Genomic DNA, 21,467 nt, shown 5'->3' on the forward strand with positions numbered 1-21,467 from the left:
CATGACGACCACTCTCGCCGCCGCCAAAGGCGAGCGCGCCCCCTGGTTCGCACGCCTTCCGATCGTCGCGCAGCTTCGACGCAGCGTCGGCCTCCAGCGCGGAATGCTCATCACCGGCATCGTCATCTGCCTGGTGTTCCTCCTCGGTGCGATCTTCGCCCCGATCATCGCGCCCTACGGGTTCGGTCAGCTGAGCGACGGCGCCGGATCCTTCCCCCGCCAGGCCCCGCCCTCGTCCGACCACATCTGGGGCACGACCGTCGGCGGCTACGATGTCTTCAGTCGTGTCGTCTGGGGTGCGCAGACCGCCATCGCCGTCGTGATCGTGGCCGTCATCCTGTCGGTGCTGATCGGCGTGACGCTCGGCCTCGTGTCGGGTTACCTCGGTGGATGGCTCGACCGGATCCTCGTCGTCATCGCCGATGCGGTCTACGCGTTCCCGTCGCTCCTGCTCGCGATCGTCGTCTCGATCGTGATCTCGGGAGGCCAGTCCAGTCTCGTCGGCGGAATCGTCGCCGCGGGCATCTCGATCACCGTGGTGTTCGTGCCGCAGTATTTCCGCGTCGTCCGGGCCGAGGCCGTCCGCCTCAAGTCGGAGGCCTTCGTCGAGTCGTCGAAGGTCGTCGGCTCGTCGACCGCCCGCATCATGTTCAAGCACGTGTTGCGCAACGCCACGCGCAGCCTGCCGCTGATCCTGACGCTCAACGCGTCCGAGGCGATCCTGACGCTCGCGTCGCTCGGCTTCCTCGGCTTCGGCATCGGGCCGACGGCCGCCGCCGAGTGGGGCTACGACCTCAACCGGGCACTCTCCGACACCGCCAGTGGCATCTGGTGGACGGGCGTGTTCCCCGGAGCCGCGATCGTCCTGCTCGTGCTCGGCGTCACGCTCGTCGGTGAGAGCCTCAACGACCTCGCCGACCCGCGCCTGCGCACGCGCCGGCGGGCCAAGCGCCGGAAGGCCGTAACCAGCGCCTCCAGCGACCCCGCCGTCGGTGACACCAAGACCCCCGGCAGCACCACCGCCCCCGAAGGAGGACGCGCATGACCGACATCGTCCGCGACGACCGTCACACGGCCGTCGACATCAAGAACCTCGAGGTCACCTTCGCCACCGATGGCGGCGATGTCAATGCCGTGCAGGGCGTCAGCCTGACGGTCCGGTCGGGCGAGGTGCTCGCGATCGTCGGAGAATCAGGATCCGGCAAGACCGTCACGGCCAAGACGATCCTCGGCCTGCTCCCCGAGACCGCCGTCGCCTCCGGCGCCGTGCTCCTCACCGGCGAAAACGTGCTGACCGTCGGGCCGAAGCGCGTCCGCGAGCTGCGCGGCACCGACGTCGCCATGGTCTTCCAGGAGCCCTCGACGGCGCTGAACCCGGTCTTCACGGTCGGGTGGCAGATCGCCGAGGGCATACGCGCCCACGGCAAGGTGTCGAAGAAAGAGGCGCGGAAGAGGGCCATCGACATCCTGTCGAGGGTCGGGATCCCGGATCCTGAGACCCGCGTCGACTACTACCCGCACCAGTTCTCGGGCGGCCAGAAGCAACGTGTGGTCATCGCGATGGCGCTCGTGCTGAACCCCTCGGTGATCGTCGCCGACGAGCCGACCACGGCGCTCGATGTGACGGTGCAGGCCGAGATCCTCGATCTGCTGCGCCGGTGCCGCGACGAATTCGGCGCCGCTATCGTGCTGATCACTCACAACATGGGCGTTGTCGCCGATCTCGCCGATCGCGTGGCCGTCATGTACCTCGGCAAGGTGGTCGAAGAGGCCGACGCGAAAACGCTGTTCGCCAACCCGCAGGACGACTACACCAAGCGCCTCCTCGGCAGCGTGCCTCGACTGGAGGCCCGCGGCCACCAGGCTGCTCCGTCGGCCGACGCCGAGATCGTCGTGAACGCCCGCGGGCTCGAGATCGAATACCCCGGACGTCTCGGTCGTGCGGGATTCCGTGCGGTGAAGGGTGTCGACTTCACGATCGCCAAAGGCCAGGTGCTCGGGCTGGTGGGGGAGTCCGGCTCCGGCAAGACCACCATCGGCCGCGCGATCGCGGGGCTCACCCGGGTCACCGGCGGCTCGCTCGAGGTGCTCGGCGTCGAGATGAACGGCGTGCACGAGCGCGACTTCAAGCCGAAGCGGGCCGAGATCGGGTTCGTCTTCCAAGACCCGGCCTCGTCGTTCAACCCGCTGCTGACGATCGCCGAGGCCGTTGCCGAGCCGCTCATCGTGCACGGCCGCGCCGGAGACGCCCGAGCCGCACGCGCGCGCGTCGACGAGCTGATGGAGGCCGTCCAGCTGCCCAAGGCGTTCGGTGACCGCTACCCCCACGAGCTGAGCGGTGGCCAGCGCCAGAGGGCCAGTCTCGCGAGATCGCTTGCGCTGGATCCTGCGCTCCTGATCGCCGACGAGCCCACCAGCGCGCTCGACGTCTCGGTGCAGGCGCGGGTGCTCGAGCTCTTCGCCGAGCTGCAGAGCGACCTCGGATTCGCCGCTTTGTTCATCAGCCACGACCTCGCGGTAGTGAACCTGCTCGCCGACCGTATCGGCGTGCTCTTTCACGGCGACCTGGTCGAGTCGGGGCCGAACGACCAGGTGCTCGGCGCGCCCGAGCACGACTACACGAAGCGACTGCTCGCCTCGCTGCCGGTGCCCGATCCTTCCGAGCAGGCCGCGCGCCGCGAAGCGCTGAGAGCTCTGACCCGTCAAGCTTAGGTATGGCCGACACCGACGCACCCGTCCTCGTCGCCGACGATCTCTCGCTGCTCTACCCGGCTCGCGCCGGGCGCCCGGAAGTACGCGCCGTCGACGGTATCTCGCTCCAACTGGCTCCGGGGGAGATCCTCGGGGTGCTCGGAGAAGCAGGATCCGGCAAGTCGACGCTCGCCCGCGCCTTCGCCGGCCTGGCCTACGCCTCGAGGCCCCCCGAGGGGTCGGCGACGATCGCGGGTGGCGAGTTGTTCGTGCTCGGCGAGCGGATCAAGACGATCTCGAAACGGCATCGTGACCGCCTCACGGGGGCCGTCGGCTATCTGTCGCAGTCGGACGGCGACAACCTCAACCCCGATCTCACCGTGGGGGAGGCGGTAGCCGAGCCGCTCTACGAGCGTGACAAGAAGTTCGATCGCAAAGAGGCCGGTCGGCTGGTGTCGACCCTCGTCGACGCTGTGCATCTGCCGCTTTCGACCATGCTCAAGCAGACGTGGGAGCTCAGCTCGGGTCAGCGTCAGCGCATCGCGCTCGCCCGCAGTCTCGTGCTCTCGCCGAGCGTTCTCATCGCCGACGAACCGGCCCGCGGGGTCGACGTGCTGGTGCGCCAGTCGGTCTTGGAGCTGCTCCGCGGCATCCATGAGACCAGGCAGTTCTCGGCCGTCGTCGTCACCTCGTCGGTGAACGAGGCTCGCGCGGTGGCCGACCGCATCGCCGTGCTCCGCTCGGGGCACCTGGTCGGCCTGGGGACCATCGACGACGTGCTCGCCACGACCGTCGACCCGTACGTGAAGGTTCTTTCGCAGACGTCGCCCATCGACATCATCCCGTCGTCCGACCGCACCCCCAAGAAGCACCGTTAGGAGCACTTTGTCTTCCGCCACCCCCGCCTCCTCGTCCGCCCGTGGTCACCGTGCCGTCCTGACCCCGTCTGCGACCGTGCCTTCCGAGCACCGTCCCACGCCCGGGCCCATCGCCATCGGGCCGAAGCCACTGCAGCACGTCGTCGACGCCGTCGAATCGGGCGGCGGCACCCTCGGCCCCCTCGACGAGTCGACGCGAGGGCTGATGTGGCTATCGCACACGAAGATCGACGAACTCGACGACGCGCTCACGACCTATCCCAACATCGAGTGGGTGCAGCTGCCCATGGCCGGGGTCGACATGTTCGCCCCGATCATGGCGAAGTACGCGTCGTCGCCGCGTCCGCTCTGGACCAGCGCCAAGGGCGCCTACTCCGAGCCGGTCGCCGAGCACGCCGTCGCTCTCGCGCTGGCCCTGCTCCGGGTGTTCCCCGAGCGGGTGCGTGCCAGCTCCTGGGCAACCGAGCCCAAGGGCATCTCGCTGTACGGGCTCGACGTCGTCATTGTCGGCGCCGGTGGAATCGCCCTCGAGATCATGCGCCTCCTCGCGCCATTCGACCCGCGAATCACCATCGTCCGCCGCAGTTCGTCTCCCGTCGAAGGCGCGGCGCGCACAGTGCCGGCCGCGCAGCTCGGCGAGGTGCTGCCGACCGCCGACGTCGTGATCGTCGCGGCGGCCATGACCGACGACACCGCCAAGATGTTCGGCGCGTCGCAGTTCGCCGCCATGAAAGACACCGCCGTGCTGGTGAATATCGCTCGCGGCGGACTCGTCGACACCGACGCCCTGGTCGACGCGCTCGACTCCGGGTCGCTGTGGGGTGCGGGGCTGGATGTGACCGATCCGGAGCCGTTGCCCGAGGGGCACCCGCTGTGGACCAACGACCGAGCGCTGATCACCCCGCACCAGGCCGACACGCCCGACATGGTCGCGCCGCTGCTGGCCGAGCGGATCCGGCACAACGTGAGGGCGCTCGAAGGCGATGGGGAATTCATCGGCGTCGTGGATCCTGCCGCCGGCTACTGAGCTCGTCGCCCCCCTTGCAAATTTGAAGGAGATTTCGAGTCGCGACCCCGGTGGACCCTGATGTTTCCGCTGGGGTCGCGGCGTTTTTCCTTCGAATTCGGAGGCGGAGGCGGAGCGGGGTTGGGGGCCCGGCGCGGCACAGCACACCGCGCGCACTAAAAAAGGCCCCCACGGGTGGAGCCGTGAGGGCCTTCGCTCCCCGAGTTGGACTCGAACCAACAACCTGCCGGTTAACAGCCGGCTGCTCTGCCAATTGAGCTATCGAGGATTACAACTCCCGTTCGATTGGCGCTGAACGAGCGACCACAACTCTAGCAAAGGTTTTGGCCCTCGATGTACACCTCAGCCTTCGGGGTGGTCGAGCCCCGGGGTCCAGGTGTGGCCGGGGCCGCCCCAACCGTTCTTGCGGACGGCCTTCGCGGCCGCCTTCGAGAACGGGTGCTCGAGGCGGTCGGCGTAGAGGATGCCGTCGAGGTGGTCGTATTCGTGCTGGAAGATGCGGGCCAGCCAGCCGTGCGCCTCGATCTCGTAGGGCTCGCCCTCGAGGTCGACGGCCCGGAGCAGCACGCTGTCGGCACGTCGCAGCGGGAAGCGTTCGCCCGGAATCGACAGGCACCCCTCCGACTCGTCGTCGTCGTCGAGGTCGTTGAGGGTCAGTGGGCTCTGCCAGAGCTCCGGGTTGATCGCGACACCGCGCCACGACTCGCCCTCGTCGTCGGCCCAGGAGAAGACGAAGACGCGCAAGGCCACCCCGACCTGCGGGCCGGCCAGGCCGACGCCCGGCGCTTCGTCCATCGTCTCGAACATGTCGGCGACGAGAGTGCGGAGCTCGTCGTCGAAGACGGTGACGGGGGAGGCGATCTCGTGGAGGACGGGTTCGCCGGTGATCGTGATCGGTCGGACAGCCATTCACTCAGCCTATCGGCGGGCCCGGCGCCGGGCCTCACGGTACCGTGAGAGCGTGCCTCTGCCTCTCGACGTCCTCACCGAGCCGGTGACACTCGACTCTCAGACCGCGATCGGCATCCCGCTCGCGCTGATCGGCGCGATCTTCCTCTCGGTGGGAGCGCAGCTGCAGCACCGGGGTGTGACGAAGGTGGAGCGTGCCTCCGGCGGCGCTTCGAAGGGGCTCAATGTCAGGCAGGTGCTGCGACTCCTCGGCCGGCCGTCGTGGGTGCTCGGCACCCTCATGCTCGCGCTCGCCATCGTCTTCCAGCTCACCAGCCTTAGCTTCGCTCCGCTCATCGTGGTGCAGCCTCTCGGTGCCGTCGCCCTCGTGGTGACCGCCGTGCTGAACTCCCGAACCACGAGGCAGCGACTCGATCGACAGTCGAAACGCGCGATCCTCTTCTGCGTCGGCGGCGTCGCGCTGTTCGTGCTGGTGGCCGCGCTGACAGCCACCGAGCCCGTCATCACCCACGGGCAGCTCATCACCGTGCTGGTGATCCTCGCGATCGTCTTCGCGCTGCTCCTGACCGCGTTCACCCTCTTCCGGCGCAAGATCCGGGCGCTGTTCTACATCATCGCCGCCGGGTTCCTCTACGGATTCGTCGCCACCCTCGCGAAGGTCGTCATCAATCGCGTCGAGTCGCACAACTTCGACATCCTCACCGCCGTCTGCATCCTGTTCCTCCTGGCCGCGGGTGGTCTCGGCGGCTACTTCGTGCAGAACGCCTACGCGTCGGGCCCGCCCGACCTCGTGATCGCGGGCCTCACCGTCGTCGACCCCCTGGTTGCGGTCGGTATCGGCATCCTCGTTCTCGGTGAGGCCTCGCAAGCCCCCTGGTGGGCCGGCATCTTCTACGTCGTCGCGGGGGCGATCGCCGTCTACGGCGTGTTCCAGCTGGCGAAATACCATCCGCAGGCCAAGGGCTGAGCTAGCCTGACTGGTGTCGGCCCCGACCACGGGGCCGCAGCACAAGACGCCCGGATCACCGGCCGCCCACGGCAAGGACGCAACCGACAAGTGACGATCGACCATCACGATGAGACGACCGCGAGGTCTTCCGATACCAGGCCGCTTCGGATCCTGATCGCCGGAGACACCTTTCCGCCCGACGTCAACGGCGCGGCAAACTTCACCGAGAGGCTCGCTGTCGGCCTCGCCGAGCGGGGTCACGATGTGCATGTGGTCGCGCCCGCTCCGACCCGTCGCCACGGCACCTTCGAAGAGCAGCACGCCGGTGCGACGCTCACCGTGCACCGACTCAACTCGACCCGCTGGCCGCTGCACGACTGGCTCCGCTTCGCGACTCCGTGGATGGTCAAACACAACACCAGGCCGATCGTCGACTCGTTCCGGCCCGACGTGGTGCACATCCAGTCGCACATCATCATCGGCCGCGGGCTGACCACGATCGCGAAAGAACGCGGCATCCGCGTGATCGCGACGAACCACTTCATGCCCGAGAACCTCATCGAGCACACACCGCCGATGCCCCGCAAGCTGCTCGACTGGATCACGCGACGGGCGTGGCAAGACGCCGCGAACACGTACCAGCACTGCCAGGCGATCACGACGCCGACGCGCAAGGCCGCCGGATTCCTCGAGGAGGCGACCGACATCACCGGCGTCATTCCGATCTCGTGCGGCATCGACGCTTCGCACTACACGGCACGGCCCGACCGACCGTCGACCAACCGAATCGTCTTCGTCGGCCGCGTGACGGGCGAGAAGCACATCGACGTGCTGCTCACCGCGATGACGAAGCTGCCCGCCGCTCTCGGCGCGACTCTCACGATCGTCGGAGGTGGCGACCTCCTCGCGAAGCTGACCCAGATGGCGGCCGACCTCGGCCTCGCCGAGCGGGTCACGTTCGCCGGCTACCTCTCCGACGACGAACTGCGCCGCACCCTCACCGATGCGACCGTCTTCGCGATGCCCTCGACCGCCGAGCTGCAGAGCATCGCGAGCCTCGAGGCGATGGCGTCGGGCCTCCCTATCGTCGTCGCCGACGCCATGGCGCTTCCGCACCTCGTCGACCACGGCTCGAACGGCTATCTGTTCACCCCGGGCGACGCCGACGACCTCGCCGCGAAACTCACCGACGTGCTCACGAAGAGCGACGACGACTACATCGCCATGCGCCGCGCGAGCCTCGCCATGATCGAACCGCACGACATCAACCGCACGCTCGACACGTTCGAGAAGCTGTATCGTGGGCAAGCGGCGACCTCCCCGGTCGCCGACACCGCCGCTCCTTCGATCGAGTCCGCGTCCGCGCCAGGTGCTCGGGCCGGAGACGAGATCGAATCCGGCGGTTCGGGGCGGTAGCTCAGCTGGTCAGAGCAGGCGACTCATAATCGCTCGGTCACGGGTTCAAGTCCCGTCCGCCCTACTCGCGAGTGCTGCTCTCCGTCGGCCAGTGCAAATTCGAAGGAAAAACGCGCGCGCCAGGACGAAGAATCAAGGATTCGACGGGGTCGGGTACCAGGATCTCCTTCAAATTCGGGGCGGGGCCGGGGCAGGGCAGGCACGGGGCGGCAACGGGCATTTGTGCCCCGCGAGGAGTACGACCGGAGTCGGTAGTCTGGTCGAGCAAGAAACGGGGAATCGGGGGAGTTGCGCACGAGGCAGGCTGGGATCTCACGTGGGCTCGCCCGGTGACGCTGGCTCTGCTGCCCGACCACACCGACGAGGCCGCCCTCTCGATTCGCCAGGGCTCCACACGCATCGTGCAGATCACACTGGGCGCGCGGGTTCGGCTCAGCATCACCACGGGAACCGAAACGCTGGAGGTCGACGGGCGCCACCCGCCGGCCGAGCAGATCCACGGTGTTCTGGCAGTCCACCGCGACGATGTCGAGATCGCCCCCGACGAGTCTGATCTCGACTTTGATTTCGACGAGACGATCCTGACTCTTGGCGAGGAGCAGCCGCGCAGTCCTCACGAGACGTCGGTGCCGGCTCTCGAGCCGGACTTCGACGCGACGATCCTGACGCCGAGGGTCGATGACGCCGGGCAGACCGCCGACGGTGGCCGGAGTGCGGGCGCGGCTCCCTCGGATCCTGTTTTCTTCTTCATCGACCTCGCCGACCGCAACGGCCGCGTGCTCCACCGAGTCGACGGGACCACCTGGTCGGGCGCGCCCCGCGCGACCGCGACGACGCCGGGGCAGCCCTGCTGGCCGTGTGGAGCGTGACCGACCACGTGTCGGCGGCACACCTCTCGCTGACGAGCTCGGGGGCGCACCTCGTCGTGCGCGACCTCGCCTCGACGAACGGCACGACGCTGTTTCCCGTCGTCGGCGAGCCCTACCGACTCACCCCGCACGAGGCCGTGCCCATCGTCCCCGGCACCCATCTGGTGCTGACCGCCGATGTCACGATCACGGTTGTAGCCGACCCCGCCGGCTCGGACCCAGCCGGCCTGGACCTCGCCAGCCCGAACCCCGCCGGCTCCGACCCGGGAGCCGTCGGTGCCCTCTAGGCTCCCCGAGACCGCACCCGTGCTCCCCGGCTAGTCTGCGCGATCGCGGAGATAATCCACGGACTTGTGGCCGGTCACTTGCCGTTCAAGACGGTCGGCGGCGACAACTCGATTGAGGCGATCCAGCGGAGGATCGTCGGTCGAAACGGAGCCTCGACCGCTGGCGCCCAGCGCTTCTGCGTCGCCGATATTCCCTCCCGGTAGCCCCGCCTCTCAGCCCCAGCAGCCCCGCCTCGTCGGGCTCTCGTGAGTGTCCACGATCGGCTAGTCCTCGGTCGCGATCATCAGCAGATCGCGGACACTCGCCAACCCGTGGGGCGATCAACCTGAGAGCAGCTACCTGTGAAATACCAATAAATACAGGAGTGCCCAGGATGGGTGCCTTGCGCCGGGGGAGGGGGTGCGTGTCAGACTGGATACACGTCACTCGTCGTGGAGTGGTCTGTCCATCCAATCCGAAAGTCGATCGCTTCAGCCTCGCGGCCAACCCCGAGGCACGATCGCAGAAACAGAGTCCACGGCGAGACGCCCGGCCCCGACAGGGTCCGATCGAGTGCAGCAGCGCTCGTGTTTTGTCGTGCACCCGAGGAGACCCGTGTCCGACACCACAGCACCCGCGCGCACCGGGTCAGTCCGAACCGTGCCCACCCGAACCGGCGCCGTCCGGTCCGTCAGCGACCAGGCCCACACCCTGACCCCGAAGGCCGTCGTCGGCATCGCCGTCCTCGGCCTCGCGACCTTCTTCGCCATCACCACCGAGCTCATGCCCGTCGGCCTCCTCGGCCCGATGAGTGCCGACCTCGGCGTCAGCGTCTCGCAGATGGGCCTCGTGGTCACCGTCTACGCGCTCGCCGTCGCGCTGCTCGCACTGCCGCTCACCGTGGCGACCTCGCGTTTCCCGCGGCGAGCCGTGCTCATCGCGACTCTCGGCGGCTATGCGGTCTCGAACCTGCTGATCGCCCTCGCCCCGACGTTCGCCGTCGTCTGCGCCGGCCGCGTCATCGGCGGCGTCGCGCACGCTCTGTTCTTCTCGGTCGCGTCCGCCTACGCCACCCGGATCGTGCCGCCGCGCCTGGCCGGCCGGGCCATCGCGTTCGTCTATTCCGGCAGCTCGCTCGGCTTCGTGCTGGGCGTGCCGCTCGCGACCACGGTCGGCGAGCACAGCGGCTGGCGGCTTGCCGTCGGCGGGGTCGCCGTTGCGTCGGCCGTGCTGGCTCTCGTCGCGGTCGCCTTCTTGCCGTCGGTGCGGGGAGAAGCACAACCCCACTTAGGATCCCCCAAATCGTGGGCCCGCTCCGGCCTCCTCGCGGTGGGCGTTGCCGACCTGTTGCTCTTCGCCGGCCACTACGTCGTGTACACCTACGTCGGGCCGTACCTCGAGGGCGCCGGGCTCGGCCACGACGCCATCGGTGGCGCGCTCCTCGTTCTGGGTGGCACCGGAATCATCGGACTCCTCGCGGCCGGATCCTTCGTCGACCGAGCCCCGCGCCAGACCCTGCTCGTCGCCGTGGCCGTCATGGCTCTCGCTCTCGCGGCACTGCCGTTCGTGCACGGGTCGCTGGTCGGCACGTTCGTCGTCGCCGGCATCTGGATGGCGGCCAACGGAACTACCGGCACGCTGTTCATGGCCGCGGCGATCCGCACCGGGGGAGTGAGCCCCGACATCGCGGGTGCGCTTATTAACGGCGCCTCGAACGTCGGCATCGCCGCCGGTGCCGCCGCGGGTGGTGTCGTGTATGGGTCCGCCGGTCTCGGCGCACTGCCGCTGGCGGCCGCCGTCGTGCTCGCCGCGAGCTTCGGCGTGGTCGTCGTCGCGCGCAAGGCCTTCCCGCTGCACGGCCACGCGCAGGCCACCCTGTCGACCACGAGCATCCCGGTGATCACGACGTCGATCCAGACGATCACGACGTCGATTCCCACCCTCGTCACGTCGTCGATCCGCACGATCAAGACGCACACGTCGTCGATCCGCACGATCCGCACTCCCGACACTGCGACCGGGTCGACTCGTCTGCCGTAGGTCGGCGACCCGCTCAAGGCCCCCACCCCCAGCGCCGTTTCGTATGCCGGAGGTCCGCCGCCGCCCAAGCTGGCGCTCGCCCCGTTACCCGCGCCCGTCGGATCCTCGTCTTCAGCCGGCCCGTCGGCCGCGAGACTCCAAGAGTTGCCCATGCGCACGGCACTTCATAGGCACATCGTGGAGTCTCGATACCCGCCGCACGGGTGCGCGAGCGACAGCAGGTGCGAGAATGGCCGCATGTTCGGCAAACGCCTCCGCGGGACTGACTCGCCCATCACCCGCGACACCGGCTTCGGCATCGGGGCGCAGGTCTACGTGGTCGACTCCGACGAGGATCCGACCTCGCCCTTTCCAGAAGGCCCGACCGGGGTGGTCGTGCGCCCCGGGGGATCCGCGTGGCAGCCGGTCTCGGTGATCGGCGGATCGTCCCGCGTGTGGACCATCCAGTTCGACACCCCGCAATACACGGCCGAGCTTCACGGGCCCATCGCGATGGTGCAGTTGCCCGAGCGCTACCTCAGGCTGGCCCCGCCCGTCGAGTAGCGGGTTTCGCGGATGCCCCCGAACGGGGGCTACTCGTTCTGGGACTAGGGGGCGAACCCCGGCATCGATAGCGTCAGGGCATGATCTCACCCCGGCTGGCTCTCGCCGCCACTTTCTTGACCGTGGCTATCGCCGTGCCGTCCGTCGTCGTCGCTGCTGAGGCGTCGTCCGCGAGCCCCTCGTCTGCAAGCACTTCTGCGAGCACAGCGTCCACGAGCACGAGCCCGACCGCGGCACACGCGACCTCGTCGCGCCTCGCGAAGCCCGCCGCCAAGGAGTACAAGAACTGCACCGCCATCAAGAAGGTGTACTCGGGCGGCATTGCCAAGAAGGGCGTGAAGTACAACGTCGTTAAGCACAAAGACGGCACGAAGACCAACAAGGCCCTCAAGGGCAAGGTGAAGTTCGACACTGCCCTCTACAACGCCAACAAGAAGTCCGATGCCGACAAAGACGGAATCGCCTGCGAGAAGAGCTGAGCGGCGTTTCGCCGGATCCTCGTCGCCCTCCCATCCTCTCGATGCGGAGGGCTTCGCTCTGCCCCCTGCTCAGCCCCGCGCCCGGCCCACCCCCGAATGCCGCCAATTGCACGCTGCCCCCCGCACACGCCGGCGTTTGCCGCCACTCGGGAATAGACCCGACCCCACCGCGTTGAACCCAACTGTATGCAGACGCATACAAATGACGTAGGGTGAGAACATGGAAAACAAGAGCGGCATGCAGTTCGGCGTCTTCTCCGTCGGCGACATCACCACCGACCCGACCACCGGCATCACGCCGACCGAGCACGAGCGCCTCAAAGCGATGATCACCATCGCGAAGCATGCCGAAGAGGTCGGCCTCGACGTCTTCGCCGCCGGCGAGCACCACAACCCGCCGTTCGTGAACTCCTCGACGACCACTCTTCTCGCCATGATCGCGGCTCAGACCGAAAAGCTCCTGCTCAGTACGGCGACCGCCCTCATCACCACCAACGATCCGGTGAAGATCGCTGAAGACTACGCGCTCCTCCAGCACATCACCGACGGCCGTATCGATCTGACGCTCGGTCGCGGAAACACCGGCCCGGTCTACCCCTGGTTCGGCAAAGACATCCGCCAGGGCATCAACCTCGCCATTGAGAACTACGCCCTGCTGCACCGCCTCTGGACGGAGGAGGTCGTCGACTGGAAGGGTCACTTCCGTACACCCCTCCAGGGCTTCACTGCGACCCCGCGCCCCCTCGACGACGTCGCGCCGTTCGTGTGGCACGGTTCGATCCGCTCGACCGAGATCGCCGAGCAGGCCGCGTACTACGGCGATGGATTCTTCGCGAACCACATCTTCTGGCCCGCCTCGCACACCGCCCAGATGGTCAAGCTGTACCGGGAGCGCTTCGAGCACTACGGCCACGGCACCGCGGCGCAGGCGATCGTCGGCCTCGGCGGCCAGGTGTTCATGGCGAAGAACTCGCAAGACGCCGTGAAGCAGTTCCGCCCCTACTTCGACAACGCGCCCGTCTACGGTCACGGCCCCTCGATGGAAGACTTCACCGCTCAGACCCCTCTGACTGTCGGCAGCCCGCAGGAGGTCATCGACCGCACGCTCGGATTCCGCGACTACGTGGGCGACTACCAGCGCCAGCTCTTCCTCATCGACCACGCCGGACTGCCGCTCAAGACCGTCCTCGGGCAGCTCGACCTGCTCGGCTCCGAGGTCGTGCCGGTGCTGCGTCGCGAGTTCGCCGTCGGACGCCCCTCCGACGTTCCGGACGCGCCCACCCACGCGTCGCAGGTCGCCAAGCGCGACGCTGCCCTCGCTGTTTCCGCGCTCTAGACACCAAGGATCCGCCACCATGCCCCTCAAGCACATCGCCGTCGTGGCTGCCGGCCTCAGCCAGCCCTCCTCGACACGCCTGCTCGCCGACCGTCTGGCCGAGGCCACCGTCCGCTCCCTCGCGGAGCACGGCGACCAGGTCGAGGTCACCGTCGTCGAGCTGCGCGACCTCGCGCACGACATCACCGACAACCTGCTGACCGGGTTCCCGTCGCCCGAGCTCGACGCCGCCATCACCGCCGTGACGTCGGCTGACGGCGTCATCGCCGTCACTCCCGTCTTCTCCGCGTCGTACAGCGGCCTGTTCAAGTCGTTCTTCGACGTGATCGACAAAGACTCATTGTCGGGCACGCCCGTTCTCATCGGGGCGACCGCTGGAACGGCCCGCCACTCGATGGTGCTCGACTTCGCGTTGCGCCCCCTGTTCTCGTATCTCCGCGCGGTCGTCGCTCCGCTCGGCGTGTTCGCGGCCTCGGAAGATTGGGGCTCGGGCGATGAGACCACGACCACCCTGCCTGACCGGGTAGCTCGGGCTGGCGCCCAGTTCGCCGATCTCGTCTCGGGTCACTCGACGGCTCGCGATGACGCGTTCGACGGCGTCGTGCCGTTCGAGGAGCAGCTGCGGCGTCTCTCTGCCGACAGCTAGGCATCGCCGACACCACCTTTCGGCCGCGCACCCGCTTTTCGGCGGTGTCGCGGCCGATCGGTGGTGTCAGGCACTGCCTGTTGCGAGGCACCACGTGGTGGCGCGCCGGATCTGACGGAAATGTCGGGGGCCTCTTCTACGTTGGAGCCATCATGACTGAGACGAGCACCGCCGACAGCAGCCCCGCCGAAACCAACGCAGCCGACCCCGGGGCCGACCTCGCCGAGTTCCACCAGCGGCGCCTTCGACGAGCGCAGAGCCCCCAGGGCCCGCTCGCGCTGACGAACACCCAGTGGGTCGACTCCGAGCAGCCGATCTACGGGGTGCCTGGGCGGTGGGCCCCTGCGCCGAAGGGTCTTGGCGGCCTCGCCGTCACCGCAGCGACCGCCGACGGCATCATCGTCGACGGCGATCCGGTCGACGGCACGGTCTACGTCTCGGGCGACGATGCAATTACCCCCTCGACGATCGCTTTCGCCGACGGATCCACCGGCACTGTGATCGCGAACGACGACCGCAGCGCTTACGCTCTCCGGGTCTGGAACCCCGCCTCCGAGGCCATCGAGGCGTTCGGCGACATCGACGCGTTCCCGTTCGATCCGTCATGGGTCGTGACGGCCGCGTGGGTACCGACGGCGGAGGGAACCGAGGTCGACATCCGACACCAGAAAGACCTCGACCTCAGCCGTCCGAAGCCCCTGCCCGGCCTCATCCGCTTCAGCCGTGACGGGGTCGACCTCGAGTTGGCCGCTTTCCCCGCGGGCGACGGAGACCTGCTGCAGCTGGTGTTCGGCGACGCCACCAACGGCGACTCGACCTACTCTGTCGGGCGCTTCCTGTTCCCGACCCCGAACGACGATGGCACCATCACCCTCGACTTCAACCGTGCCGTGCTGCCACCGTGCGCCTTCTCGTACAACTTCAACTGCCCCATCCCGCCGAAGCAGAACCGTTTCGCCGTAGCCATCGAGGCGGGGGAGAAGAACGTCCTCGCCAAAGATGGCTCGCTCCTGCACGAGTAGCTGGCCAGACGCGCCCGCCGCCTAGAATCGAACAAATGTTCACGTGTCTCGTTCGTCTGCCCGACGAGTCGATCGAGGTGACGGTGATCGGGCGTGACGAGGCCGGGGCACTTCGGTCGGGGTCGGTGCGCCGGATCCTGGGCTCCGATCTCGCCGGCGAAATCGAGCGCGGTGAAGCGGTCGCCACGCGGTGGGTCTGGGACGACACCGCTCGGTGGTATCCCCAGCTGCTCGCAAACGGCCTCCACGTCGATCGATGCGTCGATCTGCGCCTCACGCACGCTATTCTGCGGGCCTCCCAGTTCACGATCGGCTCCGAGATTCATCGGGGCGGTGCGGGCCCGTGGGATGCCGGCCAGGCTCCGCCGGTAGCCGCCGACGCGCTGTTCGTCGTCGAGCGGGAGTCGCTGCCCGATCCGGTCGGCGAGTTCCTGCTGCAGCGCGCCGCCATTGAAGCCTCTTCCCAGCGCGGTCAGCTCGAACTGCTCGTCGCCGCCGAGTCGACGGGTGCCCTGATCGCGGCCGAGATGCGAGCGCGCGGCATTCCGTGGTCGGCGTCGACGCACGACGCCCTCCTCACGGTCGCCCTCGGCCCCAAGCCGCACCCGGGCCAGCGCCCTGCCCTGATGCTCACTGATCTCGCGGCTCTTCGGCGTGAGCTCGGAACGCCCGACCTCAACCCCGATTCGCCGGCCGAGTTGATCAAGGCGCTGCGAGGCGCGGGGCTTGCGGTGCGCACGACCCGGCAGTGGGAGCTCCAGCAGCTCGACCATCCGGCGATCCCGCCCCTGCTCGCCTACAAGAAGAAGCAGCGGCTCCTCGTCGCCAATGGCTGGGCCTGGCTCGACGCCTGGGTCGCGGGCGGGCGCTTCCGGCCCGACTACGTCCCCGCCGCCGCAGCGACCGGCCGCTGGGGCACCTCGGGCGGGGGAGCCCTCCAATTGCCGAAGGCGGTGCGCGGCGCCGTGGTGGCCGACCCGGGGTGGGCCCTCGTGGTCGCCGACGCCTCGCAATTGGAGCCCAGGATCCTGACCGCCCTCTCCCACGACGACGCCATGGCGCGTGCCGGCGCCGGAGACCTCTACGAGGGGATCGTCGCGTCCGGCGCCGTGGCGACCCGCGCCGAGGCGAAAGTCGCGATGCTTGGCGCCATGTACGGTGCCACCTCGGGCGATGGTGGGCGGCTCATGCCGCGACTCACCCGCGCCTTTCCGAAGGCGATCAAGCTCGTCGAAGACGCGGCCCGAGTCGGGGAGGGCGGCGGCGTAGTGCACACGCTCCTGGGGCGCACCTCGCCCGATCCCTCGTCCGCGGCGGGCGACGACCTCGCACCGCCGCCTCCCGAGGTGGGCGTCGGCGACGTGGGGGCGGGGCGCCGCGCCTGGGGTCGCTTCACTCGCAACTTCGTCGTGCAGGGCACCGCAGCCGAATGGGCGCTCTGCTGGATGGGTGCTCTCCGCCGTTCGCTCGACACGCGGTTCGGGCATGGCCCGGACGCGCCGCACCTCGTGTTCTTCCTCCACGACGAGGTCGTCGTCCACACGCCCGCCGATGTCGCCGCCGAGGTGGTCACCCTGGTCGAGGGCACTGCCGCCGAGGCGGGGCGGCTGCTCTTCGGGCAGGCTCCCGTGCGCTTTCCGGTGACGGTGGCGACAGTGAAGTCGTACGCCGACGCGAAATAGCCACTAGCGGCTCCCCGATTCGGGTGCCTTCGGGTGGACACTCGTCTGCTCGTTCGACAGCTCCTGAATTCAGGTGCGCCGACGCCGTACTCGTGATTTCAGGCGCGCGAAGAGCCGCTCCTCCTGAACGCGGGCCGCAGACGCGACGATGTGCCTGAGTCGGCGCGCGATACTCCTGTATTGGGCGGGGCCGGCGCCGGATCCTGGATTCCTGCCAGCCGGGCCTCCTCAATACAGGCGCGGCCCTCGAGAGCAGGCATCTGACCCCGGATCGGGCACACAGGAATCACACACTTGTCATTACCCAGCCGCATCAGCCATACTTCACGAAGTACCACGTTTGTTCCACTCACAGGTCGATGGGGAAGTCGCACCTAATCGAGTGGAGAAAACTGTGGCTGAAATAACCAACACCGCGGTGACGCGTGGCGTGCTCTTCGTCCACTCGTCGCCCAGAGCTTTGAGCCCGCATGTCGAGTGGGCTGCTGGTCGCGCCCTTGGCACGGCTGTCAACTTCTCGTGGGGCGAGCAGCCCGTGCTCAAGGGTGCCCTGCGCGCCGAATTCTTCTGGGAGGGTCCGGTAGGCACCGGAGCCCAGATCGCCTCTGCCCTGCGCGGCTGGGAGCACCTCCGCTACGAGGTGACCGAAGACCCGTCGAGCCATGCCGACGGCGGTCGGTGGATGCACACGCCCGACCTCGGTGTTTTCTTCGCGCAGACCGACTCGGCCGGCAACACGGTCATCCCCGAAGATCGCATTCGCTACGCGATGGAGATCGCAGGATCCAACACGCTCGAGTTGCACCGCGAGTTGCGTCTCGCTCTCGGCCAGGCGTGGGATGACGAGCTCGAGCCGTTCCGCCACGCGAGCGAGGGCAACCCCGTCGTGTGGTTGCACAAGGTCGGCTAACGCGCACCGGCGTCGACTCTCCGCAAGCTGCTTCACGTGCCCTCCCGTTCGACATCGGGGAGGACGCAAGACGAAGGCCCGACCATCCCGCGAGGTGGTCGGGCCTTCGTGCGCGTGCGCCTACGCCTGAGGCCAGCTCCGCAGGGCGATCACGGCGTTGTGGCCACCGAACCCGAACGACGTCGAGATCGCGACGATCTCGCCTTCGGCCGGAAGGGCCCGCGGCTCGGTGACGAGGTCTATGTCGATCTCGTCGTCGGTCTGCGTCGTGTTGATCGTCGGGGGAGCGGTGCGGCTGCTCAGCGCCTTCACGGTGAAGGCCGCCTCGATAGCACCCGCGCCACCGAGGAGGTGACCGGTCGACGCCTTCGTGGCCGAGATCGCGATCTTGGGCAGGTGGTCGCCGAAGACGCGGAGCAGAGCGTGGTACTCGGCGACGTCGCCCACGGGGGTCGAGGTCGCGTGCGCGTTGATGTGCACGACCTGCTCACGCTCGACGTCGGACGAGCTCAGGGCTTCGATGACGGCGCGCGCGGCCCCGGTTCCCTCGGGGTCGGGCGCGGTGATGTGGAAGGCGTCGCTCGTGACTCCGCCACCGAGCACCTCGGCGTAGATGCGGGCGCCGCGGGCGAGGGCATGCTCCTCGGTCTCGAGGACGAGCGCTCCCGCTCCTTCGCCGAGCACGAAGCCATCGCGCGTGACGTCGTAGGGGCGCGAGGCGGTCGCCGGGTCGTCGGCACGCGTCGACAGAGCGTGCATGGAGGCGAACGCGGCCAGGGGAAGCGGGTGAATCGCTGCTTCCGACCCGCCCGTGACGACGATGTCGGCGTGGCCGAGCTGCAGGTGCTCGTAGGCGTTCACTAGCGACTCGGTGCTCGACGCGCACGCGGAGAGCACCGTGCGGGCTCCGGCGCGGGCACCGAGATCCATCGACACGGCCGCTGCCGGGCCATTGGCCATCAGCATCGGAACCGTCATGGGCAGCACGCGGCGGGGACCCTTTTCGCGCAGGGTGTCCATGCCGTCGGTCAGAGTCCAGATGCCGCCGATGCCGGTCGCCCAGTCGACGAGCAGACGCTCGGGCACGACCTCGGGGGAGCCGGCGTCGGCCCATGCCTCACGGGCGGCGATGAGGGCGTACTGGCTCGACGGGTCGAGTCGCTTCGTCTCTTGACGGGTGAGCACCTCGGACGGGTTGACTTTGATCTGACCTGCGAACCGGACCGGGAGGTCGTACGCCTCGACCCAGTCGGCTTCGATGGTCGAGATGCCGCTCTCTTTGGCGAGCAGGGCTTCCCAGCTGGCAGTGAAAGTGCCTCCGAGGGGTGTCGTCGCGCCGATGCCGGTGACGACGATCTTTTTGGGGGTGCTTGTGGTCACAGTGGTCTCCTAAGTGGTCGGGATGCGGCGCACCCCGGAAACAGCGCTCGGCCCGCGTCGAGAGGACGCGGGCCGAGCAGAAGGACTCTTAGCCCTGCGCCTTGGTGATGAAGTTGACTGCATCGCCGACGGTCTTGAGGTTCTTGACCTCGTCGTCGGGGATCTTGACGTCGAACTTCTCTTCGGCGTTGACGACGATGGTCATCATCGAGATGGAGTCGATGTCGAGGTCGTCGGTGAACGACTTGTCCATCTCGACGGTGTCGGTGGCGATACCCGTCTCGTCGTTGACGAGCTCGGCCAGGCCGGCCAGGACTTCTTCGGTGGACTGTGCCATTGTTTCTCTCCTTGGGGGTGACGGTGTGACCGGGTAGATCTTATTGCACGGTTACCACGCGGGTGCACGGCGCGCGGAACCGGTTCGAGCGCCCCGCGGGTGCAGGGTGCTCGGGGGTCAGGGCAGAACGACCACCTGGGCGCCGAAAACAAGACCCGCGCCGAAGCCGATCTGGAGCGCCAGACCGCCCGACAGCTCAGGGTGTTCGGCGAGAAGGCGGTGCGTGGCCAGGGGAATGCTCGCGGCCGACGTGTTGCCGGTCGTCTCGATGTCACGACCGATCGCGACGGTCTCGGGCAGCTTGAGCTGCTTGGCGAACTCGTCGATGATGCGCATGTTCGCCTGGTGTGGCACGAAGGCGGCGAGGTCCGACGCCTCGATTCCAGCCTTCTCGAGAGCCTGCTTGGCGACCTTGGCCATCTCCCAGACGGCCCAGCGGAACACGGTCTGGCCCTCCTGGCGAATGGTCGGCCAGGCGACCTCTCCCGCGCCCTCGCGGTATTCGCGCGTCGTGGCGGTCATCCCGATGGTCTCCCACTTCGACCCGTCGGAGCCCCAGACGGTAGGCGAGATTCCTGGGGTCTCGCTCGGCCCCACGATCGCCGCACCGGCGCCGTCGGCGAGCAGGAACGAGATCGAGCGGTCGGTCGGATCGATGACGTCGGAGAGCTTCTCGGCCCCCACGACGAGCACGTACTCGGCGATTCCCGACTTGATGAGCGCGTCGGCCTGGGCGATTCCGTAGGTGTAGCCGGCGCAGGCGGCACTGATGTCGTATGCGGCGGCCGGGTTCGCACCGACCCGCTCAGCGAGCAGTGCCGCCATGGAGGGCGTCGGCACCGTGTTGCTGATCGTCGCGACGAGTACGGCGCCGATTTTGGCGGGGTCGATGCCCGCCTTCTCGATCGCCTCTCGCGACGCGGTCTCGGCGAGGTCGATCGCGTCGATCTCGCGGCTCGCTCGCATGCGCGTGATGACGCCGGTGCGCTGCCGGATCCACTCGTCAGACGAGTTGATCGGCTCGATGATGTCGGCGTTGGGCACGACGACGTCGCCGCGGGCTGCCCCGAAGCTCAGGATCCGGGTGAACTGCCTCTGAGGATTCTGCAGCAGAGCGGGTGTCGGGTTGGTCATGCAGAAGCTCCCTCGAGCAGATCGACGGCGGCCTGGAGGTCGTCGGGTGAAGTAATGGAGACGGTCGGAAGCTTGCCGCCGTCGGGGGCGCGCAGTCCGCGCTTTGCCAGGCCCGTCAGGGCTCCAGCCGGAGCGAGTTCGATGAGGCCGGTGATGCCGGCCGCCTGGAACGACTCCATGGTTTTGTCCCAGCGGACCGGGCTTGCGACCTGGCCCACGAGGAGGTCGAGGAACTCCCGACCCCCGCCGATCTCGGCGCCGGAGGCGTTCGACCAGAGCCGGGTAGTGGGGTCGCTCACCGAGACGCCCGCAGCCGCCACGCGGAGCGGCTCGACAGCCGTCGACATGAAGCGCGTGTGGAAGGCGCCGGCGACCTTGAGCGGGATGACCCGCGCCTTGGCCGGCGGCGCGTCGGCTAGGGCGGCGAGGGCGTCGAGGTCGCCGGCGACGACGATCTGGCCGCCACCGTTGAAGTTGGCAGGCTGGAGGCCCAAGTCGTCGAGCCGGGCAAGGAGTTCCGCCTCGTCGCCTCCCAGAACGGCGCTCATGCCGGTGGGGGCCGCGGCCGCCGCCTCGGCCATCGCCCGAGCCCGAACGGTGACGAGAGACACGGCATCGGCCTCGGTGACGACACCGGCGAGGGCGGCGGCGGTCAGCTCGCCGACGGAGTGCCCGGCCACGCCCGCGATGGCGCCGGGGGAGACGCGCTCGAAGAGAGCCCGAGCCGTGAGCAGCCCCGCAGCGACGATGAGGGGCTGAGCCACCGCGGTGTCGCGAATCGTGTCTGCGTCGGAAGTGGTGCCGTGGGCGACGAGATCGACACCGGAGGCCTCGGAGAGCTGCTCGAGCTGCTCCTTGAGCGTCGGGTCGGTAATCCAGGAGGAGAGGAAGCCGGGGGTCTGCGAACCTTGCCCGGGGGCTACGAGAACGATCACCGGTCTATCCTGCCAAT

The 21,467-nt window shown here is 68.3% G+C and carries 21 protein-coding genes and 2 tRNA genes; 17 read left to right on the forward strand and 6 right to left on the reverse strand.

Translation table 11 applies throughout. From position 1 onward, the window contains the following. Position 1 precedes the first annotated feature (1 nt). From ITJ49_RS09490 to ITJ49_RS09505, 4 genes are read left to right on the forward strand one after another with little or no spacing between them, the layout of a single operon-like run. Positions 2 to 1,045, forward strand: a complete 1,044-nt coding sequence (locus tag ITJ49_RS09490; protein WP_194604474.1) for an ABC transporter permease — start codon at positions 2 to 4, stop codon at positions 1,043 to 1,045. Continuing rightward, positions 1,042 to 2,712 (forward strand): ABC transporter ATP-binding protein, encoded by a 1,671-nt coding sequence (locus tag ITJ49_RS09495; protein WP_194604477.1) that lies wholly within the window; start codon positions 1,042 to 1,044, stop codon positions 2,710 to 2,712. The genes ITJ49_RS09490 and ITJ49_RS09495 overlap by 4 nt, the downstream gene beginning before the upstream one ends. 2 nt (positions 2,713 to 2,714) lie before the next feature. Then, a complete protein-coding gene (locus ITJ49_RS09500) occupies positions 2,715 to 3,569 on the forward strand; it encodes an ATP-binding cassette domain-containing protein (RefSeq protein WP_055958287.1) in 855 nt (284 codons plus the stop codon). A 7-nt stretch (positions 3,570 to 3,576) separates the two neighbouring features. After that, on the forward strand, positions 3,577 to 4,596 hold the full coding sequence (locus ITJ49_RS09505; RefSeq protein ID WP_194604480.1) for a D-isomer specific 2-hydroxyacid dehydrogenase family protein: 1,020 nt from the start codon (positions 3,577 to 3,579) through the stop codon (positions 4,594 to 4,596). Positions 4,597 to 4,791: 195 nt separating this feature from the next. On the opposite strand, the gene ITJ49_RS09510 is transcribed toward ITJ49_RS09505, so the two are convergent. After that, positions 4,792 to 4,864 (reverse strand) — tRNA-Asn (locus tag ITJ49_RS09510). Positions 4,865 to 4,938: 74 nt separating this feature from the next. Beyond that, on the reverse strand, positions 4,939 to 5,505 hold the full coding sequence (gene def, locus ITJ49_RS09515) for a peptide deformylase (protein WP_194604484.1): 567 nt from the start codon (positions 5,503 to 5,505) through the stop codon (positions 4,939 to 4,941). A gap of 52 nt (positions 5,506 to 5,557) precedes the next feature. Between def and ITJ49_RS09520 the strand changes: the two genes are divergently transcribed. The 13 genes from ITJ49_RS09520 (at position 5,558) to ITJ49_RS09580 (ending at position 17,664) form a co-directional block, all read left to right on the forward strand. Further along, positions 5,558 to 6,472: a DMT family transporter gene (locus ITJ49_RS09520; RefSeq protein ID WP_370544444.1), complete on the forward strand. Its 915-nt coding sequence runs from the start codon at positions 5,558 to 5,560 to the stop codon at positions 6,470 to 6,472. 96 nt (positions 6,473 to 6,568) lie between these two features. Then, on the forward strand, positions 6,569 to 7,870 hold the full coding sequence (locus ITJ49_RS09525; RefSeq protein ID WP_370544459.1) for a glycosyltransferase: 1,302 nt from the start codon (positions 6,569 to 6,571) through the stop codon (positions 7,868 to 7,870). Next, a tRNA-Ile gene (locus tag ITJ49_RS09530) sits at positions 7,861 to 7,934 on the forward strand. The genes ITJ49_RS09525 and ITJ49_RS09530 overlap by 10 nt, the downstream gene beginning before the upstream one ends. Before the next feature lie 265 nt (positions 7,935 to 8,199). After that, positions 8,200 to 8,739: a hypothetical protein gene (locus tag ITJ49_RS09535; protein WP_194604488.1), complete on the forward strand. Its 540-nt coding sequence runs from the start codon at positions 8,200 to 8,202 to the stop codon at positions 8,737 to 8,739. Beyond that, the gene (locus ITJ49_RS09540; RefSeq protein WP_194604492.1) at positions 8,736 to 9,026 is read left to right on the forward strand and encodes a hypothetical protein; all 291 of its coding nucleotides are present in this window, start codon (positions 8,736 to 8,738) and stop codon (positions 9,024 to 9,026) included. The genes ITJ49_RS09535 and ITJ49_RS09540 overlap by 4 nt, the downstream gene beginning before the upstream one ends. Before the next feature lie 595 nt (positions 9,027 to 9,621). Then, positions 9,622 to 11,046 (forward strand): MFS transporter, encoded by a 1,425-nt coding sequence (locus ITJ49_RS09545; protein WP_194604495.1) that lies wholly within the window; start codon positions 9,622 to 9,624, stop codon positions 11,044 to 11,046. 237 nt (positions 11,047 to 11,283) lie between these two features. Then, a complete protein-coding gene (locus tag ITJ49_RS09550) occupies positions 11,284 to 11,589 on the forward strand; it encodes a hypothetical protein (protein WP_123944070.1) in 306 nt (101 codons plus the stop codon). 80 nt (positions 11,590 to 11,669) lie between these two features. After that, complete coding sequence (locus ITJ49_RS09555; protein ID WP_194604498.1) at positions 11,670 to 12,068, forward strand: excalibur calcium-binding domain-containing protein; 399 nt, start codon at positions 11,670 to 11,672, stop codon at positions 12,066 to 12,068. A gap of 238 nt (positions 12,069 to 12,306) precedes the next feature. Then, the gene (locus ITJ49_RS09560) at positions 12,307 to 13,404 is read left to right on the forward strand and encodes an LLM class flavin-dependent oxidoreductase (protein WP_194604880.1); all 1,098 of its coding nucleotides are present in this window, start codon (positions 12,307 to 12,309) and stop codon (positions 13,402 to 13,404) included. Positions 13,405 to 13,423: 19 nt separating this feature from the next. Continuing rightward, complete coding sequence (locus tag ITJ49_RS09565) at positions 13,424 to 14,050, forward strand: FMN reductase (protein WP_194604501.1); 627 nt, start codon at positions 13,424 to 13,426, stop codon at positions 14,048 to 14,050. Positions 14,051 to 14,202: 152 nt separating this feature from the next. Further along, positions 14,203 to 15,072 (forward strand): DUF1684 domain-containing protein, encoded by an 870-nt coding sequence (locus ITJ49_RS09570; protein ID WP_194604504.1) that lies wholly within the window; start codon positions 14,203 to 14,205, stop codon positions 15,070 to 15,072. A gap of 35 nt (positions 15,073 to 15,107) precedes the next feature. Then, complete coding sequence (locus ITJ49_RS09575; protein ID WP_194604507.1) at positions 15,108 to 16,754, forward strand: bifunctional 3'-5' exonuclease/DNA polymerase; 1,647 nt, start codon at positions 15,108 to 15,110, stop codon at positions 16,752 to 16,754. Positions 16,755 to 17,148: 394 nt separating this feature from the next. After that, positions 17,149 to 17,664, forward strand: a complete 516-nt coding sequence (locus tag ITJ49_RS09580; protein ID WP_233573134.1) for a DUF3145 domain-containing protein — start codon at positions 17,149 to 17,151, stop codon at positions 17,662 to 17,664. Between the two features lie 120 nt (positions 17,665 to 17,784). Here the strand turns inward: ITJ49_RS09580 and ITJ49_RS09585 are convergent, their stop codons facing one another. The 4 genes from ITJ49_RS09585 to ITJ49_RS09600 form a co-directional block, all read right to left on the reverse strand. Continuing rightward, positions 17,785 to 19,044: a beta-ketoacyl-[acyl-carrier-protein] synthase family protein gene (locus tag ITJ49_RS09585; protein WP_194604511.1), complete on the reverse strand. Its 1,260-nt coding sequence runs from the start codon at positions 19,042 to 19,044 to the stop codon at positions 17,785 to 17,787. A gap of 88 nt (positions 19,045 to 19,132) precedes the next feature. Beyond that, positions 19,133 to 19,381, reverse strand: coding sequence for an acyl carrier protein (locus ITJ49_RS09590; protein WP_055958210.1), 249 nt, complete (start codon positions 19,379 to 19,381; stop codon positions 19,133 to 19,135). Positions 19,382 to 19,498: 117 nt separating this feature from the next. Beyond that, positions 19,499 to 20,515: a beta-ketoacyl-ACP synthase III gene (locus ITJ49_RS09595; protein ID WP_055958208.1), complete on the reverse strand. Its 1,017-nt coding sequence runs from the start codon at positions 20,513 to 20,515 to the stop codon at positions 19,499 to 19,501. After that, positions 20,512 to 21,450: an ACP S-malonyltransferase gene (locus tag ITJ49_RS09600; RefSeq protein ID WP_194604514.1), complete on the reverse strand. Its 939-nt coding sequence runs from the start codon at positions 21,448 to 21,450 to the stop codon at positions 20,512 to 20,514. Before ITJ49_RS09600 ends, ITJ49_RS09595 begins: the two co-directional genes overlap by 4 nt. Positions 21,451 to 21,467 lie beyond the last annotated feature (17 nt).

It is taken from the genome of Frondihabitans sp. VKM Ac-2883 (assembly GCF_015350875.1).
Lineage (GTDB): Bacteria > Actinomycetota > Actinomycetes > Actinomycetales > Microbacteriaceae > Frondihabitans.

Coding starts and splice junctions, on each gene's coding strand:
- ITJ49_RS09490 (WP_194604474.1), top strand. CDS start 2: ATGACGACCACTCTCGCCGCCGCCAAAGGCGAGCGCGCCCCCTGGTTC.
- ITJ49_RS09495 (WP_194604477.1), top strand. CDS start 1,042: ATGACCGACATCGTCCGCGACGACCGTCACACGGCCGTCGACATCAAG.
- ITJ49_RS09500 (WP_055958287.1), top strand. CDS start 2,715: ATGGCCGACACCGACGCACCCGTCCTCGTCGCCGACGATCTCTCGCTG.
- def (WP_194604484.1), bottom strand. CDS start 5,505: ATGGCTGTCCGACCGATCACGATCACCGGCGAACCCGTCCTCCACGAG.
- ITJ49_RS09550 (WP_123944070.1), top strand. CDS start 11,284: ATGTTCGGCAAACGCCTCCGCGGGACTGACTCGCCCATCACCCGCGAC.
- ITJ49_RS09555 (WP_194604498.1), top strand. CDS start 11,670: ATGATCTCACCCCGGCTGGCTCTCGCCGCCACTTTCTTGACCGTGGCT.
- ITJ49_RS09560 (WP_194604880.1), top strand. CDS start 12,307: ATGCAGTTCGGCGTCTTCTCCGTCGGCGACATCACCACCGACCCGACC.
- ITJ49_RS09565 (WP_194604501.1), top strand. CDS start 13,424: ATGCCCCTCAAGCACATCGCCGTCGTGGCTGCCGGCCTCAGCCAGCCC.
- ITJ49_RS09570 (WP_194604504.1), top strand. CDS start 14,203: ATGACTGAGACGAGCACCGCCGACAGCAGCCCCGCCGAAACCAACGCA.
- ITJ49_RS09575 (WP_194604507.1), top strand. CDS start 15,108: ATGTTCACGTGTCTCGTTCGTCTGCCCGACGAGTCGATCGAGGTGACG.
- ITJ49_RS09590 (WP_055958210.1), bottom strand. CDS start 19,381: ATGGCACAGTCCACCGAAGAAGTCCTGGCCGGCCTGGCCGAGCTCGTC.
- ITJ49_RS09595 (WP_055958208.1), bottom strand. CDS start 20,515: ATGACCAACCCGACACCCGCTCTGCTGCAGAATCCTCAGAGGCAGTTC.